The sequence below is a fragment of the Actinomadura soli genome (assembly GCF_005889715.1).
Classification (GTDB): domain Bacteria; phylum Actinomycetota; class Actinomycetes; order Streptosporangiales; family Streptosporangiaceae; genus Spirillospora; species Spirillospora soli.
On sequence record NZ_VCKW01000079.1, the window covers coordinates 13,362 to 31,594 of the forward strand.

Annotated in this window: 19 protein-coding genes and 1 pseudogene; 6 read left to right on the forward strand and 14 right to left on the reverse strand. The window is 71.0% G+C overall.

All coding sequences use genetic code 11. From position 1 onward, the window contains the following. From ETD83_RS17205 to ETD83_RS17240, 8 genes are all read right to left on the reverse strand, one after another. Positions 1–891 (reverse strand): M56 family metallopeptidase, encoded by an 891-nt coding sequence (locus ETD83_RS17205; protein ID WP_138646142.1) that lies wholly within the window; start codon positions 889–891, stop codon positions 1–3. Continuing rightward, on the reverse strand, positions 888–1,250 hold the full coding sequence (locus ETD83_RS17210; RefSeq protein WP_138646143.1) for a BlaI/MecI/CopY family transcriptional regulator: 363 nt from the start codon (positions 1,248–1,250) through the stop codon (positions 888–890). Before ETD83_RS17210 ends, ETD83_RS17205 begins: the two co-directional genes overlap by 4 nt. 5 nt (positions 1,251–1,255) lie before the next feature. Continuing rightward, on the reverse strand, positions 1,256–2,179 hold the full coding sequence (locus ETD83_RS17215; RefSeq protein ID WP_138646144.1) for a cation diffusion facilitator family transporter: 924 nt from the start codon (positions 2,177–2,179) through the stop codon (positions 1,256–1,258). A gap of 61 nt (positions 2,180–2,240) precedes the next feature. Then, positions 2,241–2,813, reverse strand: a complete 573-nt coding sequence (locus ETD83_RS17220; RefSeq protein WP_138646145.1) for a TerD family protein — start codon at positions 2,811–2,813, stop codon at positions 2,241–2,243. 13 nt (positions 2,814–2,826) lie between these two features. Further along, positions 2,827–3,351: an MMPL family transporter gene (locus ETD83_RS45700; RefSeq protein ID WP_205717722.1), complete on the reverse strand. Its 525-nt coding sequence runs from the start codon at positions 3,349–3,351 to the stop codon at positions 2,827–2,829. A 146-nt stretch (positions 3,352–3,497) separates the two neighbouring features. Continuing rightward, positions 3,498–3,719 carry an MMPL family transporter gene (locus ETD83_RS17230; protein WP_138646146.1) on the reverse strand — a complete coding sequence of 74 codons (222 nt, stop codon included), beginning with the start codon at positions 3,717–3,719 and terminating at the stop codon, positions 3,498–3,500. Positions 3,720–4,230: 511 nt separating this feature from the next. Beyond that, complete coding sequence (locus ETD83_RS17235; RefSeq protein WP_138646147.1) at positions 4,231–6,213, reverse strand: FtsX-like permease family protein; 1,983 nt, start codon at positions 6,211–6,213, stop codon at positions 4,231–4,233. Beyond that, a complete protein-coding gene (locus ETD83_RS17240; RefSeq protein WP_138646148.1) occupies positions 6,213–6,923 on the reverse strand; it encodes an ABC transporter ATP-binding protein in 711 nt (236 codons plus the stop codon). Before ETD83_RS17240 ends, ETD83_RS17235 begins: the two co-directional genes overlap by 1 nt. A gap of 326 nt (positions 6,924–7,249) precedes the next feature. Between ETD83_RS17240 and ETD83_RS17245 the strand changes: the two genes are divergently transcribed. Together ETD83_RS17245 and ETD83_RS17250 are read left to right on the forward strand one after the other, a co-directional pair. Beyond that, positions 7,250–8,383, forward strand: coding sequence for a sensor histidine kinase (locus ETD83_RS17245; protein WP_205717723.1), 1,134 nt, complete (start codon positions 7,250–7,252; stop codon positions 8,381–8,383). Beyond that, positions 8,380–9,036 (forward strand): response regulator, encoded by a 657-nt coding sequence (locus ETD83_RS17250; protein ID WP_138646149.1) that lies wholly within the window; start codon positions 8,380–8,382, stop codon positions 9,034–9,036. The genes ETD83_RS17245 and ETD83_RS17250 overlap by 4 nt, the downstream gene beginning before the upstream one ends. Before the next feature lie 695 nt (positions 9,037–9,731). Here the strand turns inward: ETD83_RS17250 and ETD83_RS17255 are convergent. The 3 genes and pseudogenes from ETD83_RS17255 to ETD83_RS45975 all read right to left on the reverse strand — a co-directional run. Beyond that, positions 9,732–10,070: a thioredoxin family protein gene (locus ETD83_RS17255; RefSeq protein WP_138646150.1), complete on the reverse strand. Its 339-nt coding sequence runs from the start codon at positions 10,068–10,070 to the stop codon at positions 9,732–9,734. Beyond that, on the reverse strand, positions 10,067–10,288 hold the full coding sequence (locus ETD83_RS43720) for a hypothetical protein (protein ID WP_205717724.1): 222 nt from the start codon (positions 10,286–10,288) through the stop codon (positions 10,067–10,069). Before ETD83_RS43720 ends, ETD83_RS17255 begins: the two co-directional genes overlap by 4 nt. An 80-nt stretch (positions 10,289–10,368) precedes the next feature. Beyond that, positions 10,369–10,716, reverse strand: a pseudogene (locus tag ETD83_RS45975) (class I SAM-dependent methyltransferase); the annotation flags it as partial. A gap of 162 nt (positions 10,717–10,878) precedes the next feature. Between ETD83_RS45975 and ETD83_RS45980 the strand changes: the two are divergent. Continuing rightward, on the forward strand, positions 10,879–11,235 hold the full coding sequence (locus tag ETD83_RS45980) for a MarR family winged helix-turn-helix transcriptional regulator (protein ID WP_407921491.1): 357 nt from the start codon (positions 10,879–10,881) through the stop codon (positions 11,233–11,235). A 150-nt stretch (positions 11,236–11,385) separates the two neighbouring features. Here ETD83_RS45980 and ETD83_RS17270 read toward each other — a convergent pair whose 3' ends face one another. Then, positions 11,386–12,633 carry a cysteine desulfurase family protein gene (locus ETD83_RS17270; protein ID WP_138646152.1) on the reverse strand — a complete coding sequence of 416 codons (1,248 nt, stop codon included), beginning with the start codon at positions 12,631–12,633 and terminating at the stop codon, positions 11,386–11,388. Next, the gene (locus tag ETD83_RS17275) at positions 12,630–13,325 is read right to left on the reverse strand and encodes an ArsR/SmtB family transcription factor (RefSeq protein WP_230420970.1); all 696 of its coding nucleotides are present in this window, start codon (positions 13,323–13,325) and stop codon (positions 12,630–12,632) included. Before ETD83_RS17275 ends, ETD83_RS17270 begins: the two co-directional genes overlap by 4 nt. 90 nt (positions 13,326–13,415) lie before the next feature. On the opposite strand from ETD83_RS17275, the gene ETD83_RS17280 reads away from it, so the two are divergent. After that, complete coding sequence (locus ETD83_RS17280; protein ID WP_205717726.1) at positions 13,416–14,795, forward strand: MBL fold metallo-hydrolase; 1,380 nt, start codon at positions 13,416–13,418, stop codon at positions 14,793–14,795. Positions 14,796–14,863: 68 nt separating this feature from the next. Then, a complete protein-coding gene (locus tag ETD83_RS17285; RefSeq protein WP_230420971.1) occupies positions 14,864–16,252 on the forward strand; it encodes an MFS transporter in 1,389 nt (462 codons plus the stop codon). A 298-nt stretch (positions 16,253–16,550) separates the two neighbouring features. Here ETD83_RS17285 and ETD83_RS17290 read toward each other — a convergent pair whose 3' ends face one another. After that, positions 16,551–16,835, reverse strand: a complete 285-nt coding sequence (locus ETD83_RS17290; protein ID WP_138646155.1) for a DUF2267 domain-containing protein — start codon at positions 16,833–16,835, stop codon at positions 16,551–16,553. Between the two features lie 201 nt (positions 16,836–17,036). On the opposite strand from ETD83_RS17290, the gene ETD83_RS17295 reads away from it, so the two are divergent. Next, positions 17,037–17,970 (forward strand): IS5 family transposase gene (locus ETD83_RS17295; RefSeq protein ID WP_407921492.1). Its coding sequence is split into 2 segments (ribosomal slippage): positions 17,037–17,789 and positions 17,791–17,970, totalling 933 coding nucleotides; the frame shifts between segments, so codons are not numbered across the junction. Positions 17,971–18,233 lie beyond the last annotated feature (263 nt).

Sequence of the window (18,233 nt, forward strand, 5' to 3'; positions counted from 1 at the left end):
TCAGCGCAGGGCCAGCAGCGGCAGCAGACAGGACGCGAGTGCGTGGTCGAGCTGGAGGGTCGCGGCGGTCAGCGAGCTGGTGACGAAGCCGTTGCCCATGAACAGCAGCGGGCCGGTGACCGTGTTCCTGTCCGGTGGCGTCCCGAGCAGCGCCTCGACGCGCTGGACGACACCCGAATCGGCGAACGCTGTCACCGCTCCCGCGGTGTGTGGTTGGGCGAGGGCGGCCTTGGCGATCGTCCGGGCGACGAAGCCGCGGTCGCCGACCGCCTCCGCCGCGTCCTCGTCCGCCCACCGCTCCATCGCCAGCCGCAGCCGCTCGTTCAGCGGCCGCAACGGTGGCAGGACCGCCGCGACCAGGGCACCGGCCGCCGCGTACCGGTGGTGGCGATGCCGCAGGTGGGACGACTCGTGCTCGAAGACCACATGGAGTTCCGCGGCCGTGAACCCGCGGAGCATACCCCGCGACAGCAAGACCCCGCCGCGCCGGCCGGGGACCGCGACGGCGATCGGAACGTCGGTCTCCAGGGGCGCCTGAGCCTGTGCCAGCGCGGTGTGCAGCTCGGAGACCCAGCCGGCGGCCGTCCGTCCGGTGACCGCCAGCCCGGTCGCGGTCAGCAGCGCCGCGGCGACCCCCACCGTGTCGGGGACCGGCCTGTCGTCTCCGAACAGCGCCCATTCGGGGACGTGCGCGGCCGCGGACGGCGCCAGCGTCGCCGCGTAGTTGATCGCCACGAAGGCACCGGTGCCGAGCGCGGCCAGCACGGTCATCGCGGCCGTCATCGCCAGCAGCCGCGCCGACCAGGACGGATGCAGCGGTAACGCCACCCGGCCGAGGACCGTGCTCAGCGCCAGCATGACGGCGAGCGGCAGGAAGGTGAACCAGTTCACCCGCGCTCTCCCGGTTTGTCGAGAATCTCGCGCAACTGCCGCGCCTCCTCGCTGCTGAGCGTCCGGACGAACCGGTTCAGCGCACTGGCCGGATCGCTCGCGTGCCGCAGATGCTCGCGCATCCGGTCCGCCACGAGTTCGGACTCGTCGACGGCCAGCTCGTACCGGTAGTGGCGGCCCGCTCGGAACCGCGAGACGAGACCTTTCTCGTACAGCCGGTGCAGGATGGTGTTCACCGTCGTGTACGCGGGATCGTCGTCAAGCCGTGCCACCAGTTCGGCGGTACTGGCCGAGCCGCCGAGCCCGGCCAGCGCGGCGAGGACCTCGGCCTCCAACTGCCCCAGTGGTCTACGCGGCAACGGCCTCACCCTTTCGTGCGCAGTACGTCGGGTTCCAGATAGATCAGCAGCCGCGCGATCGGCACCGCCTCGCGGATACGGGCCTCGGCGTCGTTGATCGCGTCGGCGACTTCGCGCGCGTCGTCCTGGAGATCGATGGCGATCTTGGCGACGACCAGCAGTTCGTCCGGTCCCAGATGCATGGTGCGCATGTGGATCACCGAGGGGACGTCGCGGCCCTCCACGATCGCCGCCCGGATCAGCCGGACATGCTCGGCCGTGGCGGACTCCCCGATCAGCAGGCTCTTGACCTCCATCGCCAGCACGACCGCGATGACCGCGAGCAGGACACCGATCGCCGCCGTGCCGATCCCGTCCCACACACCGTTGCCGGTGATCAATGTCAGGCTCACCCCGGCAAGCGCGAACACCAGGCCCGCCAGCGCCCCGGTGTCCTCCAGCAGGATCACCGGCAACTCCGGCGACTTGGACCGCCGGACGAACTCCACCCAGCTCGAACGCCCCCGGCTCCGGTTGGACTCCCGCACCGCGGTGCGCAACGCCACCCCCTCCAGCGCGATCGCAACCAGCAGCACCACGATCGGCACCCACTGCCACTCGTCGATCGCATGCGGGTCGCGGATCTTGTGCCAGGCTTCGTAGAGCGCGAACATCCCGCCAAGGCTGAACAGCACGATCGCCACCAGGAAGGCATAGATGTAGCGCTCGCGGCCGTACCCGAACGGGTGCTCCTCGGTCGCGCGCCGCGCGGCACGCCTCCCGCCGATCAACAGCAGCGCCTGGTTGCTGGAATCGGCCACCGAGTGGATCGCCTCGGCCAGCATCGACGACGACCCCGTCAACGCGAACGCCACGAACTTGGTGACCGCGATCCCCAGATTCGCGCACAGCGCGGTGACGACGGCCTTCGTGCTTCCCTCGGCGCTCACAGACTCCCCCGACACAATCCATTACCGCAAACCCGGACAAGGCCCATCCCTCACTCGCCGGCTAAGCGTAAGAGGTGATCGCCGGCAGCATGTCCTGCAGTGTGCGTCCCTGCCCGGGTTCGCTGATCGCGTCCATTTTCCAGCCGGCGCCCTGCCGGTAGACGCGCGCCATCACCATGGTGGTGTGACGGCCGCCGCCGGTGAGGGTGTACCGCGCCAGTTCCTCGCCGGTGCTCTCGTCGACGAGCCGGCAGAAGGCGTTCTCGACCTCCTCGAACGTCTGGCCGCTGAACGAGCTGACGGTGAACACCAGCGACGTCACGTGCGGCGGCACCCGCGCGAGATCCAGCAGGACCGACTCGTCGTCCCCGTCGCCGACGCCGGTGAGGTTGTCGCCGGTGTGCCGGACCGAACCGTCGTCACTGGTCAGCTTGCCGAAGTAGACCACGTCCGCGATGCCGCCGTCGGCGAGCAGAACGCAGGAGGCGTCCAGGTCGATGTCCTGCTCGCGCTGCTTGCCGAACAGGCCCTTCTTCTTCACCGCGTCCCAGCCCAGGCCCATCCGGACCATGGACAGCGACCCGCCCGGCTTCTCCAGCGAAATTCGCTGCCCCTTGACCATCGAAACCGCCACGACCAAACTCCCCTCACCCGGTGATCAACCACACCACGTGCCCTCGGCTACGATTCGATTCAACTACACTTGTAGCAGACGAGGGAACCCGATGGCGCGCACCGGCATACATGGTTCGCGTGTCACTCATCGGGCGCGGTGAAGGGCCCTGCCGGACGGGGCGGACGTTCGGCGTCGGCGGCGAGCGGACCACCAGGTGCGGTCGTCCAGCCAGATGACCAGCGCGGGCACCAGGAGCGAGCGGACGAGCAGGGCGGTGGCGCTCCTCGCGGATGCGCTCCATCAGGAAGATGTTGTAGTCGACGCCGAGCGCAACCAGGAACACGAAGATGTAGATGAAAAGGTCGGCGGGCCGGGCGGCCGCCACGCTTCGGTCGCGGCGGCGGCCCGCCTGGCCTGGGCGCCGGTCGTGGCGTCGGCTCCGGCCGGAAGCACGACGGTCAGCGGTGCGGACACACCGCCTGGGAACTGCTCGGCGAGGACGTGACGGCCGGTCACCGATTCGCTGTGCGCGGCACCTTTTCGATCGGGTCGGCACTGACGTGCAGGCTCGTCAGCCCCAGTGTCCCGGCGGCCAGCGCAGCCGTCACGAGCGCGGCCAGGAGCCGCGGACGCCGCCCGACCAGGGACGCAACCCGGCCCCACAGGCGGTGACTCGCGGTAGCGGTTGAGCAAGAGCAGGGCCTAGTCGGTGGCGGCGCCGAACACCAGCACGATGAGGATGGCGGACGCCAGGTCGGTGACCGCCAGCCCGGCGCGGGCCAGACCGTACGCGGCGGCGCGGGCCACCATCACCCCGACGTCGGCCGCAAGCAGCGGCGCCAGCTGCAGCAACGGGCTGCGGTAGGTCAGCAGCAGTAGGACGGCGACGATCACCATGCTGGTCAACAGCAGCGGCCCGTCCACATCCGCCGTCGTCGGCGACGTCCAAGGCGGCCTCGCCCGTCACCTGTGCGCGAAGCCCGGCCCGCTCCGGTGACGCGACGGCGGCCCGGAGCTCGATCATCAGGATGACCGCAGGCCTGGTAGCGGGGACCACAACCGCACCACGATCGGGACGCCGATACCGGCCACCGTGAACGGCCCCACCCACGGCGACGGGTCGCGCTCCACCGCGCATACGCCGTCTGTGCCGCCACGACACTCGTCGGTGGTGGGGCGGTATCGGCGACGGCATGGAGGTCGCCTTGGCATAGCGGGCGGCGAGTGACAGGACGCCTCAGCCATAGCCGAGGCCCAGGGTTGTAGGTGTGAACGGTATCTTCCGGCAGTAGGCGGATGGCGAACCGGATCATGCTCGCGAGTACGCGGAAGTCGCCGCCGTTCTGACCCGAACGCGTCCTGTTTCGACGGCCGTTTCGCGAGCGGCCGTGGGGCGGGCCGGTGATGGCATGCCGGTCGGCCTTCGTGATCTTCCCTATTCGCGTTCGGAGAGATCGGTGCCGACTCGTTCGAGGACGGGTCGCGCGGTCCGATCGGCGAGCAGCAGGGCGATCGCGCCGAGCGTGAGAAGGCCGGCGAAGACGCCGGCGCTGTAGGGGTTGAGCAGGCCGGTCGAGCCGAGCGTTGAGCCGCTGGCCAGCCCCGCGGTCGCGGCGACACCGCCAAGCAGGGCCGACGGCAGGATCATCTCGCGGCGCTGCGCGGCGAGCAGGACTGTCTGGGGGGTGCCGGCCAGTCTGAGGGCGATGAAGGTGTCCCGCTGATCGAAGATGCGCGCGATTGCGCCGATGATCATCGAAACGAGCGCGACCAGCGCCGCGGTCGGCAGCACCAGGAAGCCAATGACGACCCCGTCCCGCAGCAGCCACATGTTCGGCAGGTCCTCGGCCAGGGTCATCTCCGGACCCCAGAGGCCGTTCTCGATCATCGCGGTACGGGCGCGGTCCTGATCGGTGTAGGGGCCTTGCGTGCTCAGAGTGAGCGTGGCCCACTTGTCGCCGTCGAGCCAGGACGGCGCCGCGGTGGTTTCGACGTCGGCGTGGATGCCCTCGGCTCGTAGCACGGCCTCGGCTTTGCGGACGGTGGCGTCCAGGGAGGCGGCGGGGACGACGGCCTCGGGCCGCTCGGTCCGGGAGGCGTACGCGCCGACGTTGCCGAGCCCGACCGGGAGGCTGATGGCGACGAACCCGGCGATGAAGCAGGCCAGTGTCAGGCCTCCGACCGTCCGCCAGGCGCTGCGCGGGCTGTCCGACAGGCGCCGTCCGGCGAGGAAGGTCGCCGGACGGCGGGCGCGCCAGGCCAGCAGCCTGCCGAGTCCCGCGACGATCCACGGTCCGGTCGACAGCAGTCCCCAGCCCAGGATCACCACGGCGGTGAAGGCGACGCCGACGAAGGGGTTGCTGCTGCGCAGCCAGAACAGCGCGATCGCCGCGCCGATGAACACCACGGCCCACAATCGCACGCGCGCCGGGTCGCCGCCAGCGCGGCGGTAGGTGGCCAGCGGGTCGCGGACCGCCGCCCGAAGCCCGGTCAGCGCGCCCAATGTCAGCACGGCCACGACGGCGGCCACGGTGGCGAGTGTGAGCGGCACCCCTGGCCGGACGTCCGCGGGAAACCATTCGCCGCCCTTGATGGGCACCCGGGCGGTCAATGGCACAAGGACCCGGTGCAGGACGGCCCCGCACACCGCTCCGATCCCCGCGAACGTCGCCAGTTCGGCGATGGTCAGCCGGACCACCTGCGAGGTGCGGGCGCCCAGCAGCCGCAGGGTGGCCAGCCGCCGCTGCCGGCGTCCGGCCATCAGCCGGGAGGCCAGGCCGCCCAGTCCGGCGAGCGGAAGCGCGGTCAGGACGACGGCGAGCAGCGCGATGTCCCGGTAGGTGGTCTGGTAGAGATCCGGGGTGGCCGACCATCCGTCGATCCTGGTCGGCGTCACCGACGAGACCGCGTTCCACTGGTGCCGTGGCCGCCGGTCGCGCATCGAGGGATCGGTCGGGCTCCGGCCGATCACCGCGACGAGTTCGTCGGGATGCTCCAGGGTCTGCCGGGAGAGTTCGGCGGTGACCGGGCCGGGGAACCTGTCGGCGAGCCTGTCGGCCGGGAGGTCCGCCATCAGCTCGGCCAGACGGGGAGAGGCCCACACTTCACCCGGCGCGGGGAACCTGCCCATTCCCGGTACTGCGGGCGGGTTCGGGCGCAAAGCGGCCAGTTCGACGACCGCGAGCGGACGTTCCTCGACGTAGTCGGTGAAGCCCGACTGGATCGCCGTGGGCTCGTTCGTCGCCGCTTCAGGGGTACGCCACGCGGTCCGCTCCGCCCGGTTGTCCAGGCCCTGCTGCAATCCGAGCAGCAAGAGCAGGACCAAGGTGATGACGGCGCCCGCCACTAGTGGGAGGCCGACCTCAAGACGAGCGGACCGCCCGCCGCCGCGCAGCAGGCGCAGCCACAATCCACGCATCACTGCACTCTCTTCGGCTCGGTCAGGGTGCGGCCGTCCACGACCTGGACGATCCGGTCGCAGCGCTTGGCCACCCGCTCGTCATGGGTGACCAGGACCAGCGCCGCCCGCCGGTCCCGTACCGTCGACACCAGCAGGGACATGACCTCGTCGCCGGTCCGCGTGTCGAGCGAGCCCGTCGGCTCGTCGGCGAACACGACCGCGGGGTCGAGGACCAGCGCACGGGCGATCCCGACGCGCTGAGCCTCGCCGCCCGACAGCTCGCCCGGGCGCCGCCGCTCCAGGCCCTCGAGACCGAGCGTCGGGAACAGCTCCCATGCCCGGGCGACCGCGTCCCGACGGCCGGCACCTTCGAGCATCAGCGGCAACGCGGCGTTCTCGGCCGCCGACAGTTCCGGCAGCAGGCCGGGGAACTGGAAGACGAAGCCGAAGTCCGACCGCCGCAGATCGGTGCGCCGGGCCTCGGAGAGTTCATCGACCCGAACGCCGTCGAACAGCACTTCCCCGCCGTCGGGTATCACGACGCCGGAAAGGCAGTACAGCAGCGTGGACTTGCCCGACCCGCTCGGCCCCATCACGGCGACCGACTCACCCCGATCGACGGCGAGCGAGGCGTGATGCAATGCGTCAGTGCGTCCGTATTTCTTCGCGAGGTCGGCCCCGGAGAGCACTGGACGGGCAGGCCCCGCGCCGCTGTCAACGTCCGTCATGGCAGCGCGATGCGTGAGGACGGGTGCGGTGGTCCAGGCGTGGTGGACGGGCCGGAGCCTGGGTGTGCGTGGTCTGCGGTGGCATGCCAACAGCCTCACCGGCCCACGCTGACCGGGGCATCCGCCATTTTCGGGCTGCCTGCTCGGCGGAAAGTCGGAGTTCCTCCCGGGCCGAGTACAACTTTCTATCGATGCCCCGGGGGCGCGGCGTGGATAGCGTGCGACTCATGAGGCCGCCAAGACCAGCCGCCCGGCGCGCTGCGGCGTTGTGGGCGGCGGTTTGGGCCGCGGTCCGGGGACGGCGTCATCGGGTCATCGACGCGGTGGTGGCCATCGCCCTCGCCGCGAGCACGCCGTCCGGTGACGGCGGGTCCGGCCGTGCCATGGGCGAGGTCGCGATCACCTACCTCGGCTGGCGGCCCGCGCTGTGGCTCGCGCTGCCGCTGGGGCTGGCGGTGGGCGCCGCCGCCTGGTGGCGCCGCCGCCGCCCGGTGCTGTTCGTCCTGGCCGCCCTGGCCGGCTGGGTGGTGCTGTCGGCCTACGTCGCCGTCATGGTCGCGCAGTACACCCTGGCACGGCAGATGGCGTCGCAGCGTACGCGATCACAGCGCGCGGTACGGATCGGCCTGCTCGCGGGAACGGTGCTGGTGGTCGGCATCCCGATCTGGCGGGCGGCCGGCGCCGACGCCGCGATGTCGATCGCCGCCGTGATCTGCGGGATCCCCGCCCTGCTGGGACTCTATGTCGGCGCTCAGAGCGAGCTGATCGCCAGGATGCGCGAACGGGCCGAACGCGCCGAACGCGAGCAGCACCAGCGCATCCTGCAGGCGCGCAGCGCCGAACGGGCCCAGATCGCCCGGGACATGCACGACGTGGTCACGCACCGGGTGTCGCTGATGGTGCTGCACGCCACCGCGCTGGAGGTGGCGCGCGACCAGGACGCCACCGCCATCGGCACGCAGATCGGCGTCATCGGACGCGAGACACTGGACGAACTGCGCTCACTGGTGGAGGTCCTGCGCGCCGACGGCGACACCACCGCACCGCTCGCACCGCAGCCGACCCTGGCCGACCTCGGCGACCTGGTCGAGGCGTCCCGCCGTCTCGGCATGCCGGTCACCCTGGAGATGGTCGACGACTGCGACACCGCGCTGCCCGCGCTCGTCGAGCACGCCGCGTACCGTGTCGTCCAGGAGGCCCTGACCAACGTGCACAAGCATGCCGCCACCGCGCCGACCCACGTCCGCCTCCACCACACCCACGACGCCCTCCACCTGCGCGTGACCAACGGCCGCGCGCCGCGCGCCGGCCACACCGAACTGCCCGCCGGCGGGCACGGCCTGCTCGGCGTCGCCGAGCGGGTCCGGCTGGTCGGCGGCGAGCTGACCGCACGGCCGACGACCGAGGGCGGATTCGACATCACCGCCGAGGTCCCCCTCACAAGGCAGCACACCCCATGAGCGAACCGATCCGGGTGCTGATCGCCGACGACGAGTGGATGGTTCGCTCCATGCTGCGCACCATCATGGAGTCGGCCTCCGACATTACCGTGGTCGGCGAGGCCGGCGACGGGGCCGAAGCCGTGACCATGGCCCAGACCCTGCACCCCGACGTCGTCCTCATGGACATCCGGATGCCCCGCGCCGACGGCCTGACGGCCACCGAACGACTCGCGCGATCACCCCGCCCACCGAGCATCGTCGTGCTGACCACCTTCGACCTCGACGAATACGTGAGGACCGCGCTGGCCCACGGAGCGGTCGGGTTCCTGCTCAAGGACGCCACGGCCGGTGACATGATCACCGCGGTCCGAAGCGCGGCACGCGGCGAAGCGATGCTCTCCCCCAAGGTGACCCGGCGCCTGCTCCAGCACTTCACCAAAGCGGCGTCAGGGCGAACCCAGGCCGAACACCGCCTCAAGGCCCTGACCACAAAAGAACGCCAAGTGCTCATCGCGCTGGGCAACGGCCTGTCCAACACCGACATCGCCGCCAGCCTGCACATGAGCGAGGCGACCGCCAAGACCCACGTCAGCCGGATCCTGACCAAACTGTCCCTCACCAACCGCGTCCAAGCCGCCATCCTCGCCCACCAAGCAGGTCTGCTCGACTGACGCCCCCTTGAGCCCCTCGCACAACCGAGACGCATTCACCGACAACGACTTCCGCATCCAGCGGGTTCTGCAACCGGCTGGTCGCCGAGTTCATCGCAGCGCCCTCCAACCATCAGCCGACAAAGGCTGACGGCTACGAGGCAGACGATAACGACGCGAAAGAAATCGAGGCTATTACGGCGACGGCGTCGAGTCACCCGGCACGGTCGGCCTGTTTGACCAGCCGTCCCAGCGCTCACTGCGCCCATATTGGCTGCTGATCGCCTTCCCCGTGGCAGGACCCACTGCCACGCTCGCCGCTGGATGTCCACATCCCTCCCAGGTACCGACCCTGTTCACGGGTCTGGGCGGCCACCGCCGTGGAGACCCGGACCCTGGTCCGGGTGATCTCCGCTTGGACTGGATACCGAGGACGACCACCAATCGCTTGTGGGCTTCGGCAGTGAAATCGATAGGGCCGTCGATCTCGGGCATCCATAGTTGCAAGCCGTAGTGCTCGAACAGCGGCGCCATCAGGGCGAATTGGTTGCCATAGAACGCTCGCTCGTACTCCCCCACCACGACGGCGTCCAACCCGCGATCCGGATCGGACATCGCGCAAGCAACGCCGCCGCCTCAGGACAGCACGCCCACGGCAGCCCCGGGCTGAGATTGATGCACTCGTAGCAGACGGTCGAATGCCGGGTTTGCGCAGTTCAGGAGAACACGGCCTGTTCTAGAAGGGCTATCAACTGGTCTTTGGTGATCACCTCGGTGATCCGTTGGGTGGGTCGGCCGCCGGTGAACACGATGAGGGTGGGCAGGGCCATGATCTGATAGCGGCGGGCGAGGTCGGGGGCGTGGTCGAGTTCGACGGTGGCCACGCGCAGTCGTCCGGCGTGTTCGGCGGCGAGGTGGCGCAGGACCGGCATGAGTGCCTGGCAGGGCTGGCAGCCGCTGGCCCAGAACTCCACCAGCAGCGGTTCGGGTGCGGCGGTCAGGTGGTGGTCGAAGTCGGCGGTGCCGAGTGCGGTCAGGGCCGGGGGCGAGGTCATGAGGGTCCCTGGAGCTCGGGGCAGGTGGCGGTGCCGAGGACCTGCGGAGCGGTGGGGAACGGTACGCCGGTGTCGGCGCTGGTGAGAGTGTCGACGTGGCCGAGAGTGAAGCCGGCCTTCTCGATGGCGGCGAGGGTGTCGCGGAAGCAGTGGCAGCCGCCGCCGAACCAGGGCCAGATGCCGGTGGCGTCGAGGGTGTGCTGGATGCGGCTCCGCATGGAGCGCGGCTCGCGAACGTGTTCGAGAACCGCAGTTGCCTGCCGGGTTTGAGAACCCGGCTGATCTCGGCGAGGGCGGTGGCCTGGTCGGGGACCGAGCACAGGACGAAGGAGGCGACGGCGGCGTCACAGGAGCCGTCATCGGCGGGCAGGTGGTCGGCCCAGCCGTCGACGACTTTGACCGGCACTGCAATCTGAGCGGTACGGGTTTCGGCGAGGTCGCGCAGGCGAGGTTCGGGTTCGACGGCGATGACCTCGGTGACAGTGTCGGGATAGTGCGGGAAGTTCAGGCCGTTTCCGGCGCCGACCTCGATGACGCGTCCGGTCAGCCCCGCAAGCAGAGGGCGGCGGTGCGTGCCGACCCCGCGTTCCATCAGGAGGCTGGTGCGAGCGTAGAAGCGGGCGAACAAGGGGTGGCGGTGGCTCATGGCGTCCTCCCGGAGGCTCGGGCTACCCTCGATTCGGGAGGCTACAACATAGTGAAGTATATACACAATGAATCTGATGCCGAATCTGTGGCCGGGTCCGGTAACGCGCTGGAGCGGTTGTTCGAGCTGGCGGTGATGACGTCTGAGTTCATGGAGCGCGGGATGGCCGATCGGGGGTTGTCGCGGGCGCGGGCGTCGGTGTTGTGGGCGCTGTATCAGCGCGGTCCGATGACGCAGCGGGAGCTGGCCGAGCTGATCGGGGTGACCCCGCGGAACGTGACCGGGCTGCTGGACGGGTTGGAGGCCGACGGGTTTGCCGAGCGCGGTCGCCATCCGACCGATCGGCGCGCCGTTCTGGTGTCGCTGACCGGCAAGGGCACCGAGACGATGACGGCGCTGACGCAGGAGTACCAGGACGGCTACAACTGGTTGTTCGAAGGCGTCTCGCCACAGGATCTGACCGCGTTCGTGTCGGTGGCGTGCACGGTGATGGACCGGATCCGCTCGATCGAGTGCTGAACGCCTCATCGAGGGCAAAGTTGTGCTGCCCTGGCGGATGGAAGCGAGGTCGGCCGGGCGAACCGAAGGGCGGCGACCTGCTGGGCCGGAGGGTGCTCCGCTCACGGCTGGGGCCGGTGTCGACGTCAGGGCCTGGGCGTCAGGAGCGGGTCAGGGTGTGGCGGGCTGCCGGTTCAGCAGGGTGCGGGCGCTGGCGGTGATCTGCTGGGTGGTCTGGTCGATGTCGGCGGGGGTGGTCCAGCGGCCGATGCTGAGGCGCAGCGCTGAGGTCGCGCGGTCGGTGTCGTGGTGCATGGCCTGCAGCACCGGAGACGGTTGCGGGGTGCCGGTGTGGCAGGCCGAGCCGGTGGAGGCGGCGATGCCGGGCGTGGCGGCCAGCAGGTCGGTGCCACGCAGGCCGGTGATGCCGAGGTTCAGGGTGCCGGGCAGCCGCCGGGTCGGGTGCCCGTTGAGGTAGACGCGGCCGGGCAGTTCCTCGTCCAGGGCCTGGTAGAGCCGGTCGCGCAGGGTCCGCAGCCGGTCGGCGCCGTCGGCGGCGAGGTCGGCGCGGGCCAGGTCGGCGGCAGCGCCGAGCGCGACGGCCAGCGCGACAGGTTCGGTGCCGGCGCGCAGCCCGTGTTCCTGCCCGCCGCCGGATACCAGGGGCTCCAAGCGCAGGCCGGGGCGAACGAACAGGGCGCCGATGCCCGTGGGCGCGTACAGCTTGTGCCCGGCCAGGCTGAGCAGGTCGGCGCCGAGGCCGGCCATGTCGAGCGGGATCTTCCCGGCGGCCTGGGCGGCGTCGGTGTGCAGCGGCACGCCGTGGGCGCGGGCGATGCGCGCGAGGTCGGCGATGGGCTGCAGCACGCCGGTCTCGTTGTTGGCCGCCATGATCGATACCAGTGCGGTGCGGGGCCCGATCGCTGCGGCCAGGTCGCCGGGGTCGATCAGACCGTCGGCGTCGACCGGGAGGTGAGTGATCTGTGTGCCGTGGCGGCGGTGCAGGGCGCGGCAGGTCTCCAGCACCGCGGGGTGCTCGGTCGGCTGGGTGATCACCTCGACGGCGCCCGGGTCAGGGTGCGCGAGTACCACCCCCGTGATGGCCAGCGCGTCGGCCTCCGACCCGCTGCCGGTGAAGACGATCCGCCCGGGGTCCGCGCCGATCAACGCGGCGACGTGCGCCCGGGCCCGGGTGAGCGCGGCGCGGGGCTGTTCGCCGTAGGCGTGTCCGCTGGACGGATTGCCGAAGTGCGTCATCAGGTGCGGCAGCATCGCCTCCGCTACCCGCGGGTCGACCGGGGCGGTGGCGTTGTAGTCCAGGTAGATCGGCCCGTCGTCCAGACCGGGTGGGACCGGCGGTGCGCTCTGGTGACCGTCAGAGTGCGTGGTCGGGTGGCTGGTGGGACGGCTGGGGGTCATGAGCGGGTCCCGGTGGCGATGGGGAGGCCAGCGCGTCGCCAGGCGGGGATTCCGCCGTCCAGCAGCCGGGCGGGACGGCCGTGCTCGCGCAGTGCCCGGACCGCGTCGGGGGCGAACACGCAGTACCTGCCGCGGCAGTAGGCGACGATGTCGGCGCTTTCGGGAAGTCGCGCGGTCAGTTCGGCCAGTTGGGCGGTCAGCTCGCCGTGCTCGACGTGGACGGCGCCGGGGATGTGCCCGGCGGCGTACTCGGCGGCAGGGCGGACATCGAGGACGACGACCTCGCCTCCGTCCAGGCGGCGGGCCAGTTCGTCGTGGTCGACCGGTTCGAGCGCGGACACGTCGCCCAGGTATGCCTCGGTGGCGCGTTCGGCATCGGCCAACCGTACGGCTGCGAGCCGCTGCACCTGCTCGACTAGTGCGGCGACCTGTTCGTCGGCCAGCCGGTAGTAGACCCGCACCCCGTCGCGGCAGCTGCTCACCAGGCCGGCGGCGGCCAGCGCCTTGAGCTGGGCGGAGGTGTTGCTGATCTTCATCGCCGCGGCCTGTGCCAGTTCCTCGACTCTGCGCTCGCCCTGGGCGAGCAGGTCCAGCAGCTCCAGCCGCGCCGGGTTGGCCAGGGCCTTGCCGACCCGGGCAAACTGCTCGTACATCGCCGCCTTGCGGGCTCGTGTATCGTCCACCATCAGCATATTCCAATCATCTTTGGAATATTGTATTAGGTGGGATAGATTCCGTCGACCCGCAGCATGCGGGGCCGGACGAGCTTGGGAGGGCAGCAGGTGGGCTTCACCGACACGCATCTGATCCCGCTGGTCGACCAAGGACTGGGCAACAGCGCCTACCTCGTCGATCTGAGCGACGGCCGCGCCCTGGCCGTGGACGCGAGCCGCGACCTGCGCGACCTGCACGCCGCCGCCGGGCGGCGCGGCCTGTCCGTGGCGTACGCGGCCGACACCCATCTGCACGCGGACTTCGTCTCCGGCGCCCTCCAGCTCGCCCATGACACCGGCGCCACGGTGCTGGCCTCGGCCGCCGGGCACCGCGCCTTCGACCACCGGGGACTGGCCGACGGCGACGAGGTCGATCTCGGCGGCCTCACGCTGCGCGCGCTGGCCACGCCCGGGCACACCGACGAGCACCTGTCGTTCCTGCTGCTGGACGGCGGCCGGGAGCTGGGGGTGTTCACCGGCGGCTCACTCATCGTGGACTCGGCCGCCCGCACCGACCTTTCAGGCGGCGACCGCACCGAGCCGCTGGCCCGCGCCCAGTACCGCTCCCTGCGTCGGCTGACCGCGCTGCCGGACGCCGCCGCGGTGTGGCCCACGCACGGCGCGGGCTCGTTCTGCTCGGCCCCGCCCGGCGCCGAACGCACCTCCACCATCGGTGCCCAGAAGCGCACCAACCCGCTGCTGGCCGCATCGGACGAGGACACCTTCGTCCGCGAACTGCTGGCGAGCCTGGGCACCTACCCCGCCTACTTCGACCGGCTGAGCGAGGTCAACCGGCTCGGCCCGGCCGTGCTGACCGCTCCCCCGCAGCTCCCCGGCCTGGACGCCGGGCAGGTCGAGGCACTTCTGGACGGCGGCGGTCACGTGGTCGACGTCCGTCCAGCGGTCGACTACGCCGCCGGGCACATTCCCGGCGCGCTGTCGATCCCGCTGCGCGACCAGTTCGCCACCTGGCTGGGCTGGCTGCTGCCCGACACCGTCCCCCTCGCCCTCGTCACAGGCCCCGCGCAGGACCTGGACGAGATCGTCCGGCAGTCCTACAAGATCGGCTACGAGCGGCTCGCCGGGCATCTGACCGGCGGCATGCCCGCCTGGTCGGCGGCCGGGCATCCGGTGGCCACCACCGCGTTCGCCACCGCCGACCGCGCCCCGGCCGGAACCTACATCGACGTGCGCCAGCAGGCCGAATACACCGCCGGACACGTGCCGGGCGCCCTCAACCTCGAACTCGGCGAGTTGGCCGCCCGCGCCGCCGATGCCCCCACCGGCGCGGTAGTGGCCTGCGGCCACGGCGAACGCGCCATGACCGCCGCCAGCCTCCTGGAACGCGCCGGACGCACCGACCTGACCGTCCTGCAAGGCGGGCCCGCCGACTACGCCGCCGCCCACGGCCACCGTCTCAAGCACGACACCCCGAGAGACAAGCAGTGAGCACCGCGCCAGCCGGACCGGCCAGTGCCGCCGGTCGGCCAGTCCGGCTGGGGCTTCGGGAGAACCGGGTGCAGTTCACGCTGCTGGTGATCGTCAACGTGGCCGTGGGCGGTCTGGTCGGCCTGGAACGCACCACCGTCCCGCTGATCGGCACCGAGGTGTTCGGCCTGACCAGCGACCTGGCGGTGTTCTCCTTCATCATCGCCTTCGGGCTGACCAAGGCGGCCACCAACCTGGCCGCCGGCGCGCTGACCACCCGGTTCCGCCGCAAGCAACTGCTCGTGGCCGGCTGGCTGATCGGCATCCCGGTGCCGTTCGTCCTGGCCTGGGCACCGTCGTGGGGCTGGATCGTGGCGGCCAACGTGCTGCTCGGCCTCAACCAGGGCCTGGCCTGGTCGATGACCGTGAACATGAAGATCGATCTGGTCGGCCCGGCCCACCGGGGGCTGGCCAGCGGCCTCAACGAGGCCGCCGGGTACAGCGCCGTCGGCGTGACCGCGCTGGTCACCGGCTACCTGGCCACCGCTTACGGGCTGCGTCCCACCCCCGAACTGATCGGCGTAGTGTTCGTCGTCGCCGGTCTGGCGCTGTCGGTGGCCGCACGCGACACCGCGGCGCATGTCGCGCTCGAACTCGCCCAGCACGACACGCCACCGCCCACCGGCCCGGGCACCGGGCTGGCCGCGACGTTCGCGCGCACATCCTGGCGCGACCGCTCGCTGCGCGGCGCCAGCCAGGCCGGCCTGGTCAACAACCTCAACGACGGCCTGACCTGGGGTGTGTTCCCGCTGCTGTTCACCGACCACGGCCTCGGGCTGGCCGCCGTCGGCCTGATCAAAGGCCTTTACCCCATCCTGTGGGGCATCGGGCAGATCCCCACCGGCCACCTCGCCGACCGGATCGGCCGCAAACCCCTCATCGTGACCGGGATGCTCGTCCAAGCGGCCGGGTTCGTCCTAGCGCCCGTGCTGCTGAACCGTCCGCTGCTGGCCGGGATCACCTCCGCCATCGCTCTCGGCCTGGGCACCGCCATGGTCTACCCGGCCCTGATCGCCGCCGTCTCCGACCACGCCCACCCCGCCTGGCGCGCCAACGCGCTGGGCACCTACCGCTTCTGGCGCGACCTCGGCTACGCCGCCGGCGCCCTACTCGCCGGAGTCCTCGCCGACGCCCTCGGCCTGAACGCCACCGTCATCGCCGCCGCCGCCCTCACCGCAGCCTCCGGCCTCCTCGCCGCCCGCTGGATCACCGGGACGCGCGCTGACGCTCCGGCAGTCGGAGCACGGGCATCGGAGGATGCCCGAGCAGGTGAACCGGCCCACCGCCGCCTGCTCCCCGCCGTCAGGTACGGGCTCGGCGATCAGCTCAACGATGTCCATGTGCACGTCGGGGAACGAGGCGCGGAACGCGCCGCTCCAAGCGCGGGCGCGTACAAATGGTCGACCAGCTCAAGGTGACCGCCGTTGATCACCTCGGTCACCAAGGTCCGCACCGTCTGCTTGCCGGTCAGCGGCGCTCGGCCCCGGGCGCGCGAGGTCGCTCGCGGGGTGGGCGTCGCTGCCGGAGGCCCTCACACCAGTGATCAACTGTTCGCTCATGCGTTCCCTCGAGCGTCAACTACCCACCGGCCCCCGTGCCATCCGTCGGCACCGCTCGCCGGCGCCGCCCCTACACAGGGCATCGGCCCGGAACGGCGGGCCCTCGCCCTCAACCGGCAAGCCGGAACCGTCCGCACGGGCGGTGCAGCCCCAGCGATCAGCCCCGCGGGTCACCGTCGGGACGCAGCAGCGCCCTCAGCTCCTCCGGCACCTGCCGCAACGCCTGGTCTATGCCGCCTGGAGAGATCTGGCATGCGACCACTTCTGTCACGATCGCGACATCTTCGCCGCGTCGCCACGGGCCGATCCGGGCCTCCCGGCCGAACCGTGCGATGAACTCCTGCCGACCGTACTTGTGCGGTCTGGCCAGGACTCCAACCGTCGTGCCGAACGCCGCGGCGACCCCGTCGATCAGTGTCCTCGATGCTTCGATCCAGCCCATGAACTCCCGCCGGTGGCGGACGGCAGTGCCCTCGAGCCTGGCGCGGACATGCTGCCTCCCGCGTCGAGTGGGTCAAGGGCACCGCACGGGACTTGGCGGCGGGCGCGTACCACTAGGGCGTGTCTCAAAGTGGGATGAGCGGCGTGTCCGGCGTCAAAAGTAGGGAGGTCTCCGGTACAGGGGTCATCGACCAAGAAGACCCTGAGTTCCGGAGACCTCGTGGCCACCCTAGCGGTGACGAGGCGGTTCGAACTGACCGATGAACAGTGGACGATCCTGGAGCCACTGCTGCCGGTGCCCACCCGGCCGGGTCGCCCGTCGAAGTGGACCAAACGCCAGCTCATCGACGGCATCCGCTGGCGGGTGCGGACCGGGACGCCCTGGCGGGACGTGCCGGAGTGCTACGGCTCCTGGCAGGCGATTTACGCGCTGTTTCGCCGCTGGCAGCGCGCTGGCATCTGGGCGCGGATCCTGGCCGGGCTGCAGACCCGGGCGGACGCAGCCGGGCTGATCGGCTGGGAGGTGAACGTGGATTCCACCATCGTGCGGGCGCACCAGCACGCCGCCGGTGCCCGGCGGCAAGGGCATCTGCAGCGCGAGCCACCCGCAGGTGCGATCCCCGAGCCGGACGATCACGCGCTGGGCCGCTCCCGTGGCGGGTTGTCGACCAAGGTGCATCTGGCCTGTGAGCAGGGCCAGCGGCCGTTGTCGCTGGTGGTGACGGCCGGGCAACGCGCAGATGCCCCACAGTTCGAGGCGGTGATGGCCGCCATCGGTGTCGCCCGGCCAGGACGAGGTCGTCCACGCACCCGGCCGGACCGGGTCCGGGCCGACAAGGCCTACTCCTCCCGGGCGATCCGCGCTCACCTGCGCCGCCCCGGTATCGCCTGCACCATCCCGGTGCCGGCCGACCAGGCCAGCCACCGGCAACGCAGAGGCAGCCGCGGCGGCCGTTCCACCGGCCTTCGACCCGGCCGACTACCGCGGCCGCCACGCCGTCGAGTGCGGCATCAACCGCCTCAAGCGGCACCGAGCCATGGCCACCCGCTACGACAAGCTCTGCGTCCGCTACCAGGCCGTCCTTGAAATCACAGCCATCAACCAATGGCTCCAACTACTTCGAGACACGCCCTAGGCGGAACGGTCGTCACGTGCGGCCTGTGTTCTCTCGACTGGCGGCTTTCATTCCTGTCTTGCGCGCGCCCACACCAAGGCGTCCTGGGCCGCCCGGGCGCTCTCGCGAGGCGCCTCGGCCCGATGGTTCACCGGATGGTGGAGGCCACGGCGACCAGGACGTGCTGGCCTGGTGCCAGAGGTGTGACAGAGGTGGTGAGCCAGCCGGGGACGGCGACGTGCGCACCGGGGACGGGGCGGATCAGCAGATGGCGTCCCCAGGGG

Coding starts and splice junctions, on each gene's coding strand:
- ETD83_RS45980 (WP_407921491.1), top strand. CDS start 10,879: ATGGCCGATCGGGGGTTGTCGCGGGCGCGGGCGTCGGTGTTGTGGGCG.
- ETD83_RS17235 (WP_138646147.1), bottom strand. CDS start 6,213: ATGCGTGGATTGTGGCTGCGCCTGCTGCGCGGCGGCGGGCGGTCCGCT.
- ETD83_RS17290 (WP_138646155.1), bottom strand. CDS start 16,835: ATGGGCTGGATCGAAGCATCGAGGACACTGATCGACGGGGTCGCCGCG.
- ETD83_RS17270 (WP_138646152.1), bottom strand. CDS start 12,633: ATGACCCCCAGCCGTCCCACCAGCCACCCGACCACGCACTCTGACGGT.
- ETD83_RS43720 (WP_205717724.1), bottom strand. CDS start 10,288: ATGCGGAGCCGCATCCAGCACACCCTCGACGCCACCGGCATCTGGCCC.
- ETD83_RS17255 (WP_138646150.1), bottom strand. CDS start 10,070: ATGACCTCGCCCCCGGCCCTGACCGCACTCGGCACCGCCGACTTCGAC.
- ETD83_RS17275 (WP_230420970.1), bottom strand. CDS start 13,325: ATGCTGATGGTGGACGATACACGAGCCCGCAAGGCGGCGATGTACGAG.
- ETD83_RS17240 (WP_138646148.1), bottom strand. CDS start 6,923: ATGACGGACGTTGACAGCGGCGCGGGGCCTGCCCGTCCAGTGCTCTCC.
- ETD83_RS17250 (WP_138646149.1), top strand. CDS start 8,380: ATGAGCGAACCGATCCGGGTGCTGATCGCCGACGACGAGTGGATGGTT.